This window comes from Bacillus sp. Brlt_9 (genome assembly GCF_051948935.1).
Classification (GTDB): Bacteria; Bacillota; Bacilli; order Bacillales; family Bacillaceae_G; genus Bacillus_A.
This window is the reverse complement of sequence record NZ_JAYJLO010000001.1, coordinates 1,072,699-1,088,469: the sequence shown is the minus strand read 5'-3', so window position 1 is coordinate 1,088,469 and position 15,771 is coordinate 1,072,699. Positions and strand designations below refer to the sequence as shown.

The 15,771-nt window shown below is 33.7% G+C and carries 17 protein-coding genes; 3 read left to right on the top strand and 14 right to left on the bottom strand.

What is annotated here, in order from left to right; translation table 11 throughout:
• Positions 1-12: 12 nt before the first annotated feature.
• The 4 genes from VF726_RS05555 to asnB all read right to left on the bottom strand — a co-directional run bounded on the left by VF726_RS05555 (position 13) and on the right by asnB (position 3,832).
• Entirely contained in the window at positions 13-867 is an 855-nt protein-coding gene (locus VF726_RS05555) for a phosphatase PAP2 family protein (protein ID WP_440166495.1), read from the bottom strand.
• A 232-nt stretch (positions 868-1,099) separates the two neighbouring features.
• Complete coding sequence (locus VF726_RS05550; protein WP_440166722.1) at positions 1,100-1,429, bottom strand: hypothetical protein; 330 nt, start codon at positions 1,427-1,429, stop codon at positions 1,100-1,102.
• A 48-nt stretch (positions 1,430-1,477) separates the two neighbouring features.
• Positions 1,478-1,837 carry a GNAT family N-acetyltransferase gene (locus VF726_RS05545; protein ID WP_440166493.1) on the bottom strand — a complete coding sequence of 120 codons (360 nt, stop codon included), beginning with the start codon at positions 1,835-1,837 and terminating at the stop codon, positions 1,478-1,480.
• A 93-nt stretch (positions 1,838-1,930) separates the two neighbouring features.
• Positions 1,931-3,832 carry an asparagine synthase (glutamine-hydrolyzing) gene (asnB, locus tag VF726_RS05540; protein WP_000333816.1) on the bottom strand — a complete coding sequence of 634 codons (1,902 nt, stop codon included), beginning with the start codon at positions 3,830-3,832 and terminating at the stop codon, positions 1,931-1,933.
• Positions 3,833-4,050: 218 nt separating this feature from the next.
• On the opposite strand from asnB, the gene VF726_RS05535 reads away from it, so the two are divergent.
• On the top strand, positions 4,051-4,515 hold the full coding sequence (locus tag VF726_RS05535; protein ID WP_440166490.1) for an Hsp20/alpha crystallin family protein: 465 nt from the start codon (positions 4,051-4,053) through the stop codon (positions 4,513-4,515).
• A 39-nt stretch (positions 4,516-4,554) separates the two neighbouring features.
• Here the strand turns inward: VF726_RS05535 and VF726_RS05530 are convergent, their stop codons facing one another.
• Positions 4,555-5,142, bottom strand: a complete 588-nt coding sequence (locus VF726_RS05530; RefSeq protein ID WP_048528837.1) for an SCO family protein — start codon at positions 5,140-5,142, stop codon at positions 4,555-4,557.
• 335 nt (positions 5,143-5,477) lie between these two features.
• Between VF726_RS05530 and VF726_RS05525 the strand changes: the two genes are divergently transcribed.
• The gene (locus VF726_RS05525; protein ID WP_440166487.1) at positions 5,478-6,452 is read left to right on the top strand and encodes an MBL fold metallo-hydrolase; all 975 of its coding nucleotides are present in this window, start codon (positions 5,478-5,480) and stop codon (positions 6,450-6,452) included.
• A gap of 266 nt (positions 6,453-6,718) precedes the next feature.
• On the opposite strand, the gene VF726_RS05520 is transcribed toward VF726_RS05525, so the two are convergent.
• From VF726_RS05520 to VF726_RS05505, 4 genes are all read right to left on the bottom strand, one after another.
• The gene (locus tag VF726_RS05520; protein ID WP_025991670.1) at positions 6,719-7,561 is read right to left on the bottom strand and encodes a DegV family protein; all 843 of its coding nucleotides are present in this window, start codon (positions 7,559-7,561) and stop codon (positions 6,719-6,721) included.
• A gap of 152 nt (positions 7,562-7,713) precedes the next feature.
• On the bottom strand, positions 7,714-7,965 hold the full coding sequence (locus VF726_RS05515; RefSeq protein WP_141436467.1) for a DUF2535 family protein: 252 nt from the start codon (positions 7,963-7,965) through the stop codon (positions 7,714-7,716).
• Between the two features lie 343 nt (positions 7,966-8,308).
• A complete protein-coding gene (tatC, locus tag VF726_RS05510; RefSeq protein ID WP_440166485.1) occupies positions 8,309-9,049 on the bottom strand; it encodes a twin-arginine translocase subunit TatC in 741 nt (246 codons plus the stop codon).
• Positions 9,050-9,091: 42 nt separating this feature from the next.
• On the bottom strand, positions 9,092-9,277 hold the full coding sequence (locus VF726_RS05505) for a twin-arginine translocase TatA/TatE family subunit (RefSeq protein ID WP_000492443.1): 186 nt from the start codon (positions 9,275-9,277) through the stop codon (positions 9,092-9,094).
• Between the two features lie 213 nt (positions 9,278-9,490).
• Between VF726_RS05505 and trhA the strand changes: the two genes are divergently transcribed.
• Positions 9,491-10,147, top strand: a complete 657-nt coding sequence (gene trhA, locus VF726_RS05500; protein WP_000136894.1) for a PAQR family membrane homeostasis protein TrhA — start codon at positions 9,491-9,493, stop codon at positions 10,145-10,147.
• A gap of 204 nt (positions 10,148-10,351) precedes the next feature.
• Here the strand turns inward: trhA and VF726_RS05495 are convergent, their stop codons facing one another.
• From VF726_RS05495 to VF726_RS05475, 5 genes are all read right to left on the bottom strand, one after another.
• Positions 10,352-11,071 carry a lysophospholipid acyltransferase family protein gene (locus VF726_RS05495; RefSeq protein WP_440166481.1) on the bottom strand — a complete coding sequence of 240 codons (720 nt, stop codon included), beginning with the start codon at positions 11,069-11,071 and terminating at the stop codon, positions 10,352-10,354.
• A 111-nt stretch (positions 11,072-11,182) separates the two neighbouring features.
• Positions 11,183-11,818: an FMN-dependent NADH-azoreductase gene (locus tag VF726_RS05490; RefSeq protein WP_440166479.1), complete on the bottom strand. Its 636-nt coding sequence runs from the start codon at positions 11,816-11,818 to the stop codon at positions 11,183-11,185.
• A gap of 242 nt (positions 11,819-12,060) precedes the next feature.
• Entirely contained in the window at positions 12,061-14,046 is a 1,986-nt protein-coding gene (pbpC, locus tag VF726_RS05485) for a penicillin-binding protein 3 (RefSeq protein WP_440166477.1), read from the bottom strand.
• 155 nt (positions 14,047-14,201) lie between these two features.
• Positions 14,202-14,690 (bottom strand): dihydrofolate reductase, encoded by a 489-nt coding sequence (locus tag VF726_RS05480; RefSeq protein ID WP_440166475.1) that lies wholly within the window; start codon positions 14,688-14,690, stop codon positions 14,202-14,204.
• 19 nt (positions 14,691-14,709) lie between these two features.
• A complete protein-coding gene (locus VF726_RS05475) occupies positions 14,710-15,666 on the bottom strand; it encodes a thymidylate synthase (protein ID WP_000679600.1) in 957 nt (318 codons plus the stop codon).
• Positions 15,667-15,771 lie beyond the last annotated feature (105 nt).

Below are 15,771 nucleotides of genomic sequence, written 5' to 3'. Positions count from 1 at the left end.
TCAAACTATTACTTATTTGTTATCCATATTTTTTAACCGTAACATATGAAAAATAAACGGACATAAGAAAGTAATTGTAATTCCAGTCAATACATAACGTAAATAATACATATCGGGTATTACTTTTTTTAGTATGAGCTGTATCATGAACATGAAACTAAGACCTAATACTGTTTTTACTACTTGTATTTTAAAATTATTATTTTCATTCATTTTAATAAAATGATTCTCTAACATGATTCCAATCGTAGAACCTGTCAAAACTCCAAGTAATTTTAAATTATCTATTTGCTCTGTCATAAAATACATAATAAGTGAAACAGCCAATACAATTTGTTGTAACAATACGAATCTCTTATCACTTACGCCCACTGTTACTTTCGTATATAAATAAACAACGATGACACTAATCAAAACGGCACCCATTATATCACTGAGCCAATGTACACGTAAATATAAACGAGAGGTAGCAACCAATATAATAAAAACAAGACCAACGATCCAAATGATTCTCTTTTTACATAAAATCATGAATGAGCCCCAAAACGTTGCAGCTAACTGGACGTGTGTACTTGGAAAAGAATAACCTGCGGCTGATTTTTCATATAAAGCCTGAATTCCATCGTATGTATACGGCCTTGGGATTTTCATAAATTCTTTTACCACTATCCCTACATACCCAGAGAAACAAAGCATAACAATCATATGAAATGCTTTTCTTTTAGAAACGCACCAATATAAAATCGAAATAATAACTAAATACAGCGTTTCATTTGCAATACTAGATACAAGTTTTAGAAATGTTGTGAGTACACTTCCCTCCATACTGGTCATCCATTCAAGAAATAAAATATCAATATTAAACATACGAAAACGATACCTCCTAAAAAATTTCCTCCTGCTATTTGTCAGCACTTAAAATAAACTATTTGATTAGCATTTTAAATTTATACACCTACTCACGTTATAGATTAAGAATAAATAGTACCACATACTAATAACAGATAATATGTTAAATCCTCTAATCATTTCTATAAATTTTAATGAAATTTTGAGCTTTATATACAAATCTATTACAATTACAAATAAAAAAACCGCCTTATGTAAGGCGGTTTTTATCATTTTGCTTTAACCAATTTAAAATAAATATATACGATTGATAGTGAATATAACGTATGCAAAATAAAAGAAATAAAAGGGCTATTCCAGTGCTACTATACAGTAAACCGAACTTTAAAAAAATATTTAAAAGCGGCGGAAAGTTCGTTATGTTTTGCAATGTAATAAGCATACTAAACAAAAGGAAAAACACTGGAGCATATTGTAATTCATATGGTTTTCTCTTCTTATTCATTCTTTTCCGAATAAACATATGGATTAGCTCTGCTACTAAAAAACACCCTCCAATTAATACAAGACCAGAAGTCATCGTCATACATCCACCTGCCTTATATTTATCCCGCATAACTACTCATCGTTATATTTTCTTCACATATAGTCCATCTTCCACATTAAACCCGAAGCTCTCTATAAAAGATTTCGCTTCTTCTGTTAATTCCGTTTGTAATACCTTTATCTCTTTCACATTTCTTTCTTTCATCATCGTTTCAAATGTGAAATACGTATTTGTCCCATAACCGTAACTTTGATAATCAAAATGAATAATTAACTGAGATAAAATCGCACTCTCCTCTTGTACACTATAGTCTATTACACCGATATATGTATCATCAACTTTCACACAATACTGTACTTGATTCTCAGTTAAACTATGTGAGCGAAACATTTCTTTAACAACGTTTTCATTTTCTACAGTTACTTTTTCAAACGTAATCATATATTGTCCATCCTTTTACTATTATTGTATCAATAATACGTCCTATTTATGAAAAAAACCTTAAGATCATATGCGATCTTAAGGTTTTTCTAATTAAACTAAGCTATACGCACGTTTCGTTTCTTCGTGGAACTTATTCGTATCGTATTTATGCTCAACATAAATTTGATGCCATACCATAAACGCAAGTACAGTCCAAATTTTACGGCTATAATCGCCTTTATCTGCACAATGTGCTTCCAGTAAGTTTAATACATACTGTTTGTCGATTAAATGCTCTGTTTTACTCTCATTAATAATATTGATAGCCCAATCATGCATTTCGTCTTTTAACCAGTGACGAATTGGTACTGGGAATCCAAGTTTTTTACGATCTAATACGTGATCTGGAACGATTCCGCGTGCTGCTTCACGTAAAATAGCTTTCGTAGTTCCGTTAGCAATCTTAAATTCAGTTGGAATTTTAGATGCAACATCGAATACTTCTTTATCTAAGAATGGTACACGAAGTTCTAATGAGTTTGCCATTGTCATTTTATCAGCTTTTAATAAAATGTCACCGCGTAACCATGTGAACATGTCAATGTACTGCATTTTACTTACATCATCATAATCTTTAATCTCGTTATACAATGGTTTCGTGATATCCATATAGTTAACACTTTCATTGTAATACTTCATTAATTCAGCTTTCTCTTCTTCGCGGAAGATTTTCGCGTTTCCATAGTAACGCTCTTCAATTGGCGTACATCCACGCTCTAGGAAGCTCTTTCCTTTAAAGCCTTCTTTAAGAGCACCACTTAATGCTTTTAGAACGCTCTTACCTGGGCTAGGAATGTAAGAGAACATTTTCAGTGAGTTTGGCTCACGGTAAATGTTATAACCACCAAATAGCTCGTCTGCACCTTCACCTGAAAGAACAACTGTTACATGCTTACGTGCTTCTTTTGCAACGAAGTACAATGGTACAGCTGCTGGATCTGCTAAAGGATCGTCCATATGCCAAATGATTTTTGGGAACTCATCCATAAACTCTTTCGCTGAAATGAATACGTTATGGTTTTTAACGCCTAATTTCTCAGCAGTTTCTTTTGCAACATCAACTTCACTGAAACCACGTTGCTCAAAACCAACAGAGAATGTTAAAAGATTTGGATTCATTTCTCTTGCGATAGATGCGATGATAGATGAATCGATACCACCAGATAAGAATGAACCTACTGGTACATCACTGCGCATATGCACTTTTACTGAATCATATAACACATCACGGATTGCTTGGATATGTTCCTCTTTCGTTGCACTTGAAGCATTGAAATAAGGTTTCCAGTAACGATGGATTTCCATCTCTTTACCGATTTCTTTTACGAAATAATGACCAGGTTCAATTTTATTAACATCAATTGTTAATGTTTCTGGCTCTGGACCATATTGGTACGTAAAGTAATGTTGTAATGACGTTGGATTAACACCTTTATCTTCCATCACATGCATAATACTTTTCTTCTCAGATGCGAAGAATGTAGTATCACCTTGTTGTGCAATATATAAAGGTTTAATACCGAAATGATCACGTGCACCGAAAAGTTTCTTCTCTTCACGATCCCAAATCATAAATGCAAACATACCACGAAGATAGTCTACACATTTTTCTTTCATATGTGCATACAATGCAATGATAACTTCTGTATCAGATTGCGTTGCAAACGTTGCACCTTTTTCAAGTAACATTTCACGTAATTCTACATAGTTGTAAATTTCACCATTAAAAATAATTACATATCGATCATTTTCATAAGTTAGCGGCTGATGTCCTGCCTCTAAGTCAATGATACTTAAACGGCGGAAGCCAAATTGTACATGTTCATCACGAAAATATCCTTCGTCATCTGGACCGCGGTGGAAAATCATCGTGTTCATATTTTCAAATTGATGTTTTTCTGTTTCTGAAAACTCTCTAGGGTTTTCACATAAACATCCTACAAAACCACACATACTTCTTACCCTCTTTCAGTTTTCATTCTGTCTCTATACTACTATATCAACCCTATTTATACTAGCATAATCAACTGAATATGGCGACCAAAAACTATAAAAAAATCACTCCATTTCACATTTTTAACAATTTTTTATGAAAACATGAAAATTAGGCAATCACCTTTCTCCGCTTTTGTCATATGATATTGCAAATTGATTTCTAGGAGGGAATAACCATGAGTGAAGAAAAAAAAGACTCTTCTCGCCCACCGGTTCGCAATTATTTAAAGCAAATTGATGATTTCTTCGAGCAAACACCACTTCGCAATGTAATTGCTGATTTAAATCATTTTTTCCAAAAAGGAAACCGTTTATTAACATTCCCTGTAGATTTATATGAAGTTGGTGAAGAACTCGTTGTTACAGCTGAACTACCAGGTATACAAAAAGAACAAATTCAAATTGAAATACAAAGTGAATACTTAAAAGTCTCTGTAAAAGAAGAGATACTTGAAGAGGCTGAAGAAGGAACATCTCATAACTATTATCGCCGAGAACGTTCCATTTCAGAAGCATCCAGATTAATTAAATTACCATACTCAATTAATAAAAAAGAAGCGAAAGCTTCATATCAAAATGGCGTGTTAGAAATTCGGGCACCAAAACTTCCACAACAGCATGACATTTTATCCATAGACTAATGTAAAAAAAGAAGGGTGCTTTCATCTGCACCCTTCTTTTTAATCCGCTAATCGCTTCATATCACGTATAATGTCTTCATATGGCGTATTACTAATACCACTATACTTTTTCATTACTTTTCCGTTTTGATCAATTAAATAAAACGATGTACCATGTATAACTTGACCATTTTCAGGTTTATCTACAAGTGATTGGAAATTATCTTTTGAAAACTTTGTAATATCCTCTAACGAATAACCCGTTAATAAATTCCAGTTACTAGTATCCTCTGTAAACTTTTGAATGAAAGCCTTCAAATTCTCCGGCTTATCAAGGTCTGGATCTACACTAAACGAAACAAACTGAACGTCTAATTTCTCTTCTTTTGCCATCTTTTGCAGTTTTGCCATATTAGCAGTCATTGGCGGACAAACTGTTTGGCAGTTTGTGAACATAAAATCTGCAACCCAAACTTTCCCTTTTAAATCTTTTGTACCAAATGGCTTTCCATCTTGATTTGTAAATTGGAAAGTTTCTAAATCCCAATTCAATGGTTTACGAAGCTTTGAACCTGATCCACTACATCCAGCAAGTACAAAGAGACAAAATACAACCATAAGACCAATTATTTTTTGATAACGCTTCATTTATAAACCTCTTTTCTCTATCCTAAATTTAAATAGGTTATGTTTATCATAACAAAAGTTAACACTACGAGAAAATTGTTTACTACATTTGTTCACGAAATCGTACGAATTTACGTATGTTACTTCTTTATTTCAAGCGAATTACTAGACAAAATATATTTTTTTACTATTATTTCTCTAAATAGAAGTTACAAAACTAATTTTATTGTTACTTTTGTAAACTCATCCCCCTATTTTTTAACAATTCCTTAAACATTCATCCATGTTATACACTGTATTCCTTAACAACATTTCGGTACAATACAATTACAACGATTTTAAATGAGGTGATCTTCATGACAAAACGTTATGAAAACATGGATAATGTGAGCACAAAAAAATCAATTCGTTCCTTTATACGTTGGCGAAAAGAACGAAAACAAAATAAAAAGGATTTTTCTTTTTTAGTAGAACAATCACCTGTCAAACAAAGTAAATTCCTACAAAACAACTTTGAAAAGACGACTGTAACTTGGATTGGTCATTCCACATTCCTTATCCAAACGAATGGGCTTAATATATTAACAGATCCAGTATGGGCTACTAAATTAAAATTAGTTCCAAGGCTGACTGAACCTGGTCTTTCTATACAAGAGCTACCTAAAATTGATATTGTCCTCATTTCGCACGGTCATTATGACCATTTAGACTTTTCAACGATTCGCCAGCTAAATGATGATGTTTTATACCTTGTACCTATTGGATTGAAAAAACTATTTACTCGCAAAAAATTTACTCATGTAGAAGAGTATAATTGGTGGGAAAATACAATCATTAATGATGTTTCCTTTCACTTCGTCCCTGCTCAGCACTGGACGAGAAGATCGTTATTTGATATGAATACATCCCATTGGGGTGGATGGATTATTAATAATGAAATAACGAAAGAAACTATTTATTTTTGTGGAGATAGTGGCTATTTCCAAGGTTTCAAAGAAATTGGCAAACGCTTTTCCATTGATATTGCCCTTATGCCAATTGGAGCTTATGAACCTGAATGGTTTATGAAAGTATCTCACGTTTCGCCTGAAGAGGCAGTGCAAGCTTATTTAGATTTAAACGCTACACACTTTATACCGATGCATTACGGAGCTTTTGCCCTTGCCGATGAAACACCGCGTGAGGCTGTAACAAGGCTTCGGAATAATTGGAACTTACGTATGTTACCGTGGGAACAACTGCATGTACTCTTTTTAGGTCAAACTTTCACTTTTAGTAGCGTAACAAATGATAAACAGGTAAATGAAAAAAGCGAAACGTTACATGTATAACATAACTACTTATTTTCTATATCCAACATATAATATAGGAAATCATAAAGTGAAATTTTAATCAGTGGGTGTTTTCTATGAATGAATATTTACAGACGCGCTATATCATTAGCGGTAGTACCTGTATAGCCCTCCTTATTTCTTACTTTCTATTCACATAAAGTGAAACTTTAATCAGTGGAGTTCTTCATCTCCTACTTAACCAATTGCCCGTAAATAGTGGTATAAAAAAAGCTACTTGAAATTTATTTCAAGTAGCTTTTTTATTACTCTGCTAAATACATAAATCCGATTGCACCTGGACCTGTATGAGTACTAATAATAGGCGTTGTAAAGAAAATTTCTGATTTAGCAAATCCACTTACTTTTTCTACAGCCGCTTTTACATTTTCAGCTAAAGGAATTGCTTTCGCATGTGGAATTGCCACAGCTTTTACAACTTTTCCAGCTGTATCTTCCTCAAATAACTTAGCTAACGTTTTTACAATTTGACCTTGGCTACGCACTTTCGTTACAGGGTTATAAACACCATCTTCAAGGCTAGCAATTGGCTTTATATTAAGTAGTGAACCGATAAATGCTTTTCCTTTACCGATACGCCCACCCTTCACTAAGTTTTCTAATGTATCTACTACTACATATAAACGAGTATTTTTTCTCACTTCATCTACACGTTTTAAAATTTCTTCTAGTGAGCGTCCTTCATTTGCCATTTTCGCAGCTTCCACTACTTGATATGCTAAAGCATGTGTAATAAATTGCGAATCAACAACTGTCACTTTTGTGTCAGTCATTGATGCAGCACTATTTGCAGTTGCTACAGTACCACTCATTCCACTTGTCATATGAATGGAAAGTACTTCACTTCCATCTTCCCCTAACTTGTCATACATTTCTACAAATGTACCCATTGCTGGTTGTGATGTTTTTGGTAGTTCTTCTGATTTAATCATTTCTTCAATAAATTCATCCGGTTGTAGATCAACGCGATCTAAATATGTTTGTCCATTTACAGAGATTGATAATGGTAGAACATGAATGTCATACTTCTCAATTACCTCTTGTGATAAATCTGCCGTTGAATCTGTTACAATTTTAATTTTTTGCATATTATATTCTTCCCTTTCCAATACGCTCTCCTTGTTATTATACTAGTATTCCCATTGCTTTCAACAATTTGGAACGAAATTTAATCAAATTAATTATATTTTTATACCTAAAATGAAAAAGACAGAGCTCCTAACCCTGTCCACACTCTATATCATGCATTTTTTTCAAGAGTATTTGTTTTATATACATTTAAATAGTCATTCCACTTCAAACAATTTTGTAAATATTCACGGAAAGAATACGAAAATCTTGGTTGTTTTTGTTTTTGAATTTTTGCAATAAATAATTGAAGACGAGACTGAATTAGAAACGATAATGGATGCTGCGCCTGTAGGACAGGGATTTCAAATATTTTAATACAATCCCCTGTTGAATGAGTGAAATAAAAACTTTTCGTAATCACAATATCAATCCTCTTTTTCATTGGATTTTTGAACTTCCTCTACTTTACGCTGTAACACGTTGTTTAAAGTGGAGACTCCTATGAATACAAAAGCATCCTTAGACAACCCCTGTAGTCCTTATTGTTTGAAGATTTATACTCTATTCCTCTCCACCTAATCCATCCTCCGTCCTACATATCCGGTAAGACGGGAATCTCGTTATCCGTAAATTGCTTAATAATTTCAGTATAAACTTATAAAAGCGCAAAGTTTGTCTAAATTTTGGAGATTCTATAATTTTTTTCTTCTTTATATTGTATACGTTTATAGCTAGAGTATAACAAATAAATAAAAAAAGTGCCTTTATAACGAGGCACTTTTCGACTGGATTTCTTCTCTTTTCTTTTTTCTCTTACTAACAATCTTCGATAATGCGATACTAATTTCATAAATACAAATAAGCGGTACAGCAACTAAACTATGAGATAAAAAATCTGGCGGTGATATACACGATGCAATGATAATCAACGCTACGTAAGCATACCTTCTTATTTTTATTAGAAATTCCGCCGTCAATAGTCCAATACTCGTTAAAAACATGACTACTACAGGCAATTCAAAAATTACAGCAAATGGAACTGTTAAATTAAGAACAAAATGAAAATATTTTTCTGTCGTAAACATCGTATTAAACATTTCATTACCTATCGTAGTTAAAAAATGAAATAAAAACGGCATTACAACGAAATACCCAAAGCATAAACCTGCAATAAATAATATAGACAATACCGGTATATACATAACTGTCATCTTTTGTTCATTTGGATGTAAACCCGGTTTTACAAATAACCAAATTTGTATAGCAGCAAAAGGAATTGTACAAACGATAGCAAATACTGTAGCAATCGAGAAAAAAATCCACAATACATCACTTGGACCGAGAACAGTTAATTTCATTGGTAAATCTTTTACAAGCCAAAAATAAATATCTTTCGTAAAAGTAAACCCAACAATTAAAAATAATACAAAGGATAGCACTGTATATATTACTCGTTTGCGAAGCTCAACTATATGTTCTACTACGCTCATTTCCCGATCTTCCATCTCGTTCACCACACTTTATTTATCCATTACAAGGAAAATTCATTACATTTTTTCTTTTTTTTCCTTCTCTTGAAATGCATCATCAGTCAATTCTTTCGTTGATTTTTTGAATTCTTTTAACGTTTCCCCTAAAGCCTTTCCGATTTCCGGCAATTTTTTCGGCCCAAATAAAATAAGTACAGCTACTAAAATTAAAATTAATCCTGGAAAGCCAATATTTGAAAACATTTCTCCATCCCCTTTATTAGTAGATTCCTTGTCCTACTATTGCATAATTTTATTTTGTCAAAAAAGTTTGAAAACGTCAACAAAACCATTGTCTTTTGTCAAAAAAATTCAAAAATATAATCAATTATACAAATTTCATTTTCTATTGCCCTTGTGTATGATATGGTAAGGGAAACGACATATTATTTTATGATAGTAGAAAGGATTACCATTATGACTGAAAAAATGACACGAATGACGCAATTTGTGAAAGAAGAAATTGCAAACGCAATTACACATGGTATCGGTGCCATTTTAAGCATCCCTGCCTTAATCATATTAATTATTCATGCCTCTAAGCATGGTACCGCATCTGCTGTAGTTGCATTTACGGTTTATGGTGTAAGTATGTTCTTACTGTACTTGTTTTCGACATTGTTACATAGCATTCACCATCCAAAAGTAGAAAAATTATTTACGATACTAGATCACTCAGCCATTTATTTATTAATCGCTGGCACATATACTCCTTTTTTACTGATTACGCTTCGTGGACCATTAGGCTGGACGTTACTCGCTATAATATGGACACTAGCAATCGGGGGTATCATCTTCAAAATTTTCTTTGTACGTCGCTTTATTAAGGCATCAACATTATGTTATATCATTATGGGGTGGCTCATAATCGTTGCTATTAAACCACTTTATGAAAATCTAACTGGGCACGGTTTTTCACTACTGTTAGCGGGCGGAATTTTATATTCTGTAGGGGCTATATTCTTCCTTTGGGAAAAGTTACCTTTCAACCATGCTATTTGGCATCTTTTCGTTTTAGGTGGTAGTGCGATGATGTTCTTCTGTGTACTCTTTTATGTCCTACCAACAGCATAATAAAAAAGGTTTCAGCTTATATAAGCTGAAACCTTTTTTATCTTTTTCGGCAAGAAGAATCCATCTGATTTGTGTTACGGGTGAAACCCAACAATTCAGGTGGCATGAATGCTAGAGCGTCAAACTGTCTAGCGATAGACGAAAAGACCTAGCGTTCAAACTCAAACCCCCACTGAAACGCTGTATCTCAGTGGGGGTAGTTGACTACTTATGTAATTGTGATGCGATAACATCCTGAGTATGCTTCGTTAACTCTTTAATATCCATATTCGCATACTCTACTGGTGTAATTGGCTTAGAAATTGTTACTGTTGCATGAGCTGATTTCATACGGTTTCCATTCGCTTCAAACATTTTATATGTCCCATCTAATGTTACAGGTAAGATTGCTACACCAGATTTTACTGCAAGGTGAAAACTCCCAGCCTTAAACTCTCCGATTTCGCCACCTTTACTTCTCGTCCCTTCTGGGAAGATCACGATAGAATGTCCATTCTTTAACAGCTCAATTCCATCTTTAATCGCTTGAAGTGATTGACGACGATCATTACGATTCATAAATACACAATTCATAAGTTCCATCCAAGTTGGTACAACTGGAAACTTCTTAATCTCTGCTTTTGAAACGAATCCAATTGGTTTATTTAAGTAACCTAGTAAAACAGGAATATCCATATTACTTTGGTGATTACTTACAACTAGTACCGGCTTATCTTTTGGAACATTTTCAAGTCCCTTTACTTCAACTGCCCCACCAGCTACACGTACCATTTTCTTACCAAACCAATTTGTCGTTTTATACACAACATTATCTTTTTCTTGTGGCGACATCGTATTTGCTTGCCTTTTCAGACGCCACATTCTCGGTGTAATCGCAATTACGATTAAAATTAAATAAAAGATTTTAAAAAACGTTTGAATCATACAGAACCCCCACCTATTATCATTCCGACCTTCATTATACTAGACAAACGAAGGAAAAAGAAGAAAAAATGTCCAAACAACAAGTGTTTGGACATTTTTAAGCATTCTATATTAGAAACGTTTTGCTAATTCACGAGCATTAGCAATTGCTGCTTCTTTAATTTCTTGTGCTTTTTCAGGGTTTGCATTCATACCTTCAACTGCAATATATTCAGTTTCATTTACACCAATGAATCCTAATACTGTTTTTAAGTGATTGCGGCCAAAGTCTACAGCTGCGTATGCTCCTTCAGAATAAACGCCACCTGTTGCTTGAATGTGAAGTGCTTTTTTGCCTTCTAATAAGCCAACTGGACCATTTTCAGTATACTTGAATGTTTTACCTGCGATTGCTACGTTATCTAAGTATGCTTTTACTACTGGTGGATAGCTAAAGTTCCACATCGGAGTTACGAATACATAACGATCTGCATGCATAAATGTTTCTAAGTTTGTGTTCATTGCTGCTACTTTTTGTTGTTGAACTTCAGTTAAAGTTTCAAAGCCTTCACCTGCTGCAAATTTACCCCAAGCAGCAAATACATCTGCATCGATTGCTGGTACCGTAGTGTTGAATAAATCAATTGTTACCACTTCATCTTGTGGATGTTCGTTTTTATAAGCTTCGATGAAAGCTTCCCCTACTGCCATTCCGAAAGAACCTTCTGCTGAATTTGGATTTGCTGTAATAAATAGTACTTTTGTCATTGTATTCTCTCCCTTTTTTCTCTTTATCTTTAATTCAAGATTTGTTTTTTAAAAGTTAATAACTTACCTTATGTAAGTATAATACAAAAAGTTTTAATTAATGTCAATAAAAAAATAGCTACTTTTTTTTCGTAAGTTAATGATTTATTTTGTTTCCTTAAAATTTAGTATACAGATATTAAGAATTTTTTCATATAAAAAGGCTAGCTCTACAAATTATAGAGCCAGCCTTTTATTACATATTATTTTTGAAATACATGTTTTACTTTTTCCGCTGGAATATTACTTCCACCTCTACCTTTTACATCTTCAATCATCATCGTAATGACCATATCTGGTGAATTTAAATCAAATGCAGCGAACCAGCCTAGTTCTTTTCCTTCGGCCTCTTTTGATACTTTTAATTCGGCTGTACCTGTTTTTCCAGCAAGAGTCATTCCATCAATTTTAGCAATTTTCCCAGTACCATCTGGATCATTAATTACTTTCGTCATAGCAGTTTTTAATATATCCTGATTGCCTTTTGAAATTACATTCTCTTTCCAAACTTTTGGTTGCTTATCTGTTTTAATAATATATGGAGAAGGTATATTTCCATCATTAACAATTGGTGCGTACGTTAATGCTAGATGGAGTGGAGTCATTAATACTTGCCCTTGTCCATAACCTGTATCTGCCATTTGAATATCATTTTTAATACCATCATTTGCGATTTTAGAAGCTGGGAATCCATATTCAATTGGTAGTTTCTCATCGAATCCGAATTTTTTCGCTTCACTCATAAACTTGTCTTTTCCGATTTTCAAAGCTTCTTGTGCGAAGTAAATATTATCCGAGTATTTCATCGCCTTATCAAAATCAATCGGATTTGCATCTTTTACACGCGTTACATAATAATTACCCCAAGAAGAATCTTTTGTCCATTTTAATCCTTCAATTTTCAACTCTTCTTTTGGATCAATCGTTTTCGTTTCAAGACCGATTGCACCTGTAATTGGTTTAAATACAGAACCTGGAACTGATAATTGTGTAAATCGATTCGTCATCGGTTTTTTTGGATCATTATTCCATGCTTCTCGTTGTGCTTTTGATGTCCCTCTTGCAATTATATTTGGATCATATGCTGGACTACTTACTAGTGCAATTGTTTCTCCACTTTTCGGATTAATTGCTGCACTTGAACCAGCTTCACCCTTCATTTCATTATACGTTTTTTCTTGAACAGCACTATCAATCGTTAAAGTTACATTTTCTCCATCAACAGCATCTGTTTTTGCTAAATTTTTAATTTCTTTTCCTTGTGCATCTTCTACAAACACACGGCCACCTTTTTTACCGCGTAGCTTTTCCTCTAATACTTGCTCTAAACCCGCTTTACCTACTGGATCATCTGCTTGATAGCCTTTCTTTTGTAGCGTTTTTAAATCTTCAGCATTTACTTTTCCAATATAACCAGTCAGATGAGCTGCCGCTTCTCCTAACGGATATGTACGAACATTTACAGGTTTTGTTGAAACACCTGGTAATTCAATGTACGTATTTTGTGTTGCCCCTTCAGGCAAAATTCCAATTGGTACGAGATACCCTGGTTTTACCCATTTAGCAGCTAATTTTTGATCAATTTCTTCTACAGACATATTTAATAACTTCGCTACTGTTTCTTTCGTTTGCGGAGCAGTATCGCCTAACTTTTCAGGAATCAATCCAATTTCAGAAGCTTTCCCATTTGTTGCAAGACCTTTTCCATTACGATCGTATATTTCACCACGTTTTGGCTGTGTTGTCTGCATACGCACTTTACTATCTTTCGTCATGCCAGGGAAAATAAAATCAGGAGTCCAATCTATTTTCCAAGATTCTTTATCTCCATCTTTTTCTTTCACCATTTTTGCTTCATGACCAAATGTAATTTTACCACCAACTGTATCCATGCTTACTTTAAAAGGAACAGGGCCTTCATCTTTTTTATCTTCTTTTACTTCCCCTGTTTCTACCTTTAAGTCTTTCACTTCGATACCAGAATAAATTTTTTCATATTTCTCAGTAAACTCTTTCTTTGAAATATCTTTTTTTGCCTTTTCTGATAGTTGATCATACATATCTGAAAATTTTTGTTTATTCCACGCTTTTACATATGTATCAAACGCTTCTTGTGGTTTTTCTTCTTTACCACATCCAACTAACATGAATGTTATGCAAAGAAAAAGAATCCCCCATATCTTTCTCAATCGATTCTCCTCCTCTTTCTATATTAGTACTTTTGAAAATTTTAGCATTTTTACATGCTATCTATCATTATAGCACTATCGAATCTCATCTATAAACTTATATTGGTGAATATAAATAAAAAGATTGATGCGAATTCTCACATCAATCTTTTTTATTATTTTTGTTTCTCATATACATGGTAATAATACGTATACGGGTTTTTTTCATCCGTTAAACCTTTTTCAACAAAAATCTCTTTCCAATTTGTCATATCTATTTCTGGGAAGAATGTATCTCCTTCAAATGCATGATGGATTTTTGTTATATATAACTTGTCTACGTAAGGTAAAAAGAGATCGTAAATTTGCGCTCCACCAAAAATAAAGATCTCTTCTTCATTTTTGCATAGTTCAAACACTTCTTCTACAGAATGTGCTACTTCACAGCCTTCAACATGATACCCTTCATTACGAGTTACAATAATATTACGTCGTCCAGGCAGCGGTCTACCAATCGCTTCATAGTTTTTTCTTCCCATAATAAGCGAATGACCCATCGTTGTTTTCTTTACATATTGTAATTCACTCGGTAAACGCCAAGGTAAATTATTATCTTTACCAATTACTCTATTCTCGTCCATTGCGACCATAAATGAAACTATCATCTTTTCATCTCCTCTACAATTACACTGCAACCGGTGCTTTAATTGCTGGGTGTGGATCATATCCTTCAATCGTTAAATCTTCCATTTCAAAATCAAACACAGATTTTACATCTGGATTTAATGTAAGTTTCGGGAACGGACGTGGTTCACGTGCCAATTGCTTTTCTACTTGCTCAAAATGATTCGTATAAATGTGTGCATCTCCAATTGTATGAACAAATTCTCCCACTTCAAGTCCGCATTCATGTGCAATTAAATGTGTTAATAGCGAGTAACTTGCAATGTTAAATGGGATTCCAAGGAATATATCCCCACTTCTTTGATATAGCTGACAAGAAAGTTTACCGTCTGCTACATAAAACTGGAATAGCGTATGACAAGGTGGTAATGCCATACTTGGTACATCTTCAGGATTCCAAGCAGAAACAATTAGACGACGTGAGTCTGGCGTTTTTTTAATCATTTCAATTACATCTTTTAATTGATCAAGTGTCTCACCAGCTGTCGTTTTCCAAGCACGCCATTGCTTACCGTATACGTCTCCTAAATAACCATATTTATTTGAGAAATCATCATCTTCTAAAACGTTCTTTTTAAACAACTCCATTTGCTCATCGTACTGTACTTTAAATTCCTCATCTTGTTGTGAGCGAAGACCGAAATCGGTCATGTCAGGACCAGTATACTCGTCACTTTCTACCCAGCTCTTAAACGCCCATTCATTCCAAATGTTATTATTATGCTGCAATAAATAACGAATATTTGTATCACCTTTCATAAACCAAAGTAACTCACTTGCTACAAGACGAAACGGCACTCTCTTTGTCGTTAATAAAGGAAAACCTTTACTTAGATCAAAACGCATTTGATATCCAAATACAGATACAGTGCCTGTTCCTGTACGATCTTCTTTCTTCGTACCATGCTCCATTACATGGCGGCATAAATTTAAGTATTCATTTTCAGCATGTTTCATATGTAGTAAAACCTTCTTTCAATCTTATATGCAATTTATCATAACATGAAAAACAGTGAATTTAATAATTCAACTCAATAAAAAATATTTCTATATAAACTGAAT

What these genes read in the sequence shown, in the direction of transcription:
- VF726_RS05550 (WP_440166722.1), bottom strand. Translation starts at nt 1,429, where the DNA reads ATGACTTCTGGTCTTGTATTAATTGGAGGGTGTTTTTTAGTAGCAGAG.
- asnB (WP_000333816.1), bottom strand. Translation starts at nt 3,832, where the DNA reads ATGTGTGGTTTTGTAGGATGTTTATGTGAAAACCCTAGAGAGTTTTCA.
- VF726_RS05490 (WP_440166479.1), bottom strand. Translation starts at nt 11,818, where the DNA reads ATGACAAAAGTACTATTTATTACAGCAAATCCAAATTCAGCAGAAGGT.
- VF726_RS05505 (WP_000492443.1), bottom strand. Translation starts at nt 9,277, where the DNA reads ATGTTTTCAAATATTGGCTTTCCAGGATTAATTTTAATTTTAGTAGCT.
- VF726_RS05530 (WP_048528837.1), bottom strand. Translation starts at nt 5,142, where the DNA reads ATGAAGCGTTATCAAAAAATAATTGGTCTTATGGTTGTATTTTGTCTC.
- tatC (WP_440166485.1), bottom strand. Translation starts at nt 9,049, where the DNA reads ATGGAAGATCGGGAAATGAGCGTAGTAGAACATATAGTTGAGCTTCGC.
- VF726_RS05520 (WP_025991670.1), bottom strand. Translation starts at nt 7,561, where the DNA reads ATGCAAAAAATTAAAATTGTAACAGATTCAACGGCAGATTTATCACAA.
- VF726_RS05545 (WP_440166493.1), bottom strand. Translation starts at nt 1,837, where the DNA reads ATGATTACGTTTGAAAAAGTAACTGTAGAAAATGAAAACGTTGTTAAA.
- VF726_RS05480 (WP_440166475.1), bottom strand. Translation starts at nt 14,690, where the DNA reads ATGATAGTTTCATTTATGGTCGCAATGGACGAGAATAGAGTAATTGGT.
- VF726_RS05475 (WP_000679600.1), bottom strand. Translation starts at nt 15,666, where the DNA reads ATGAAACATGCTGAAAATGAATACTTAAATTTATGCCGCCATGTAATG.
- VF726_RS05495 (WP_440166481.1), bottom strand. Translation starts at nt 11,071, where the DNA reads ATGATTCAAACGTTTTTTAAAATCTTTTATTTAATTTTAATCGTAATT.
- VF726_RS05555 (WP_440166495.1), bottom strand. Translation starts at nt 867, where the DNA reads ATGTTTAATATTGATATTTTATTTCTTGAATGGATGACCAGTATGGAG.
- trhA (WP_000136894.1), top strand. Translation starts at nt 9,491, where the DNA reads ATGACTGAAAAAATGACACGAATGACGCAATTTGTGAAAGAAGAAATT.
- VF726_RS05535 (WP_440166490.1), top strand. Translation starts at nt 4,051, where the DNA reads ATGAGTGAAGAAAAAAAAGACTCTTCTCGCCCACCGGTTCGCAATTAT.
- VF726_RS05525 (WP_440166487.1), top strand. Translation starts at nt 5,478, where the DNA reads ATGACAAAACGTTATGAAAACATGGATAATGTGAGCACAAAAAAATCA.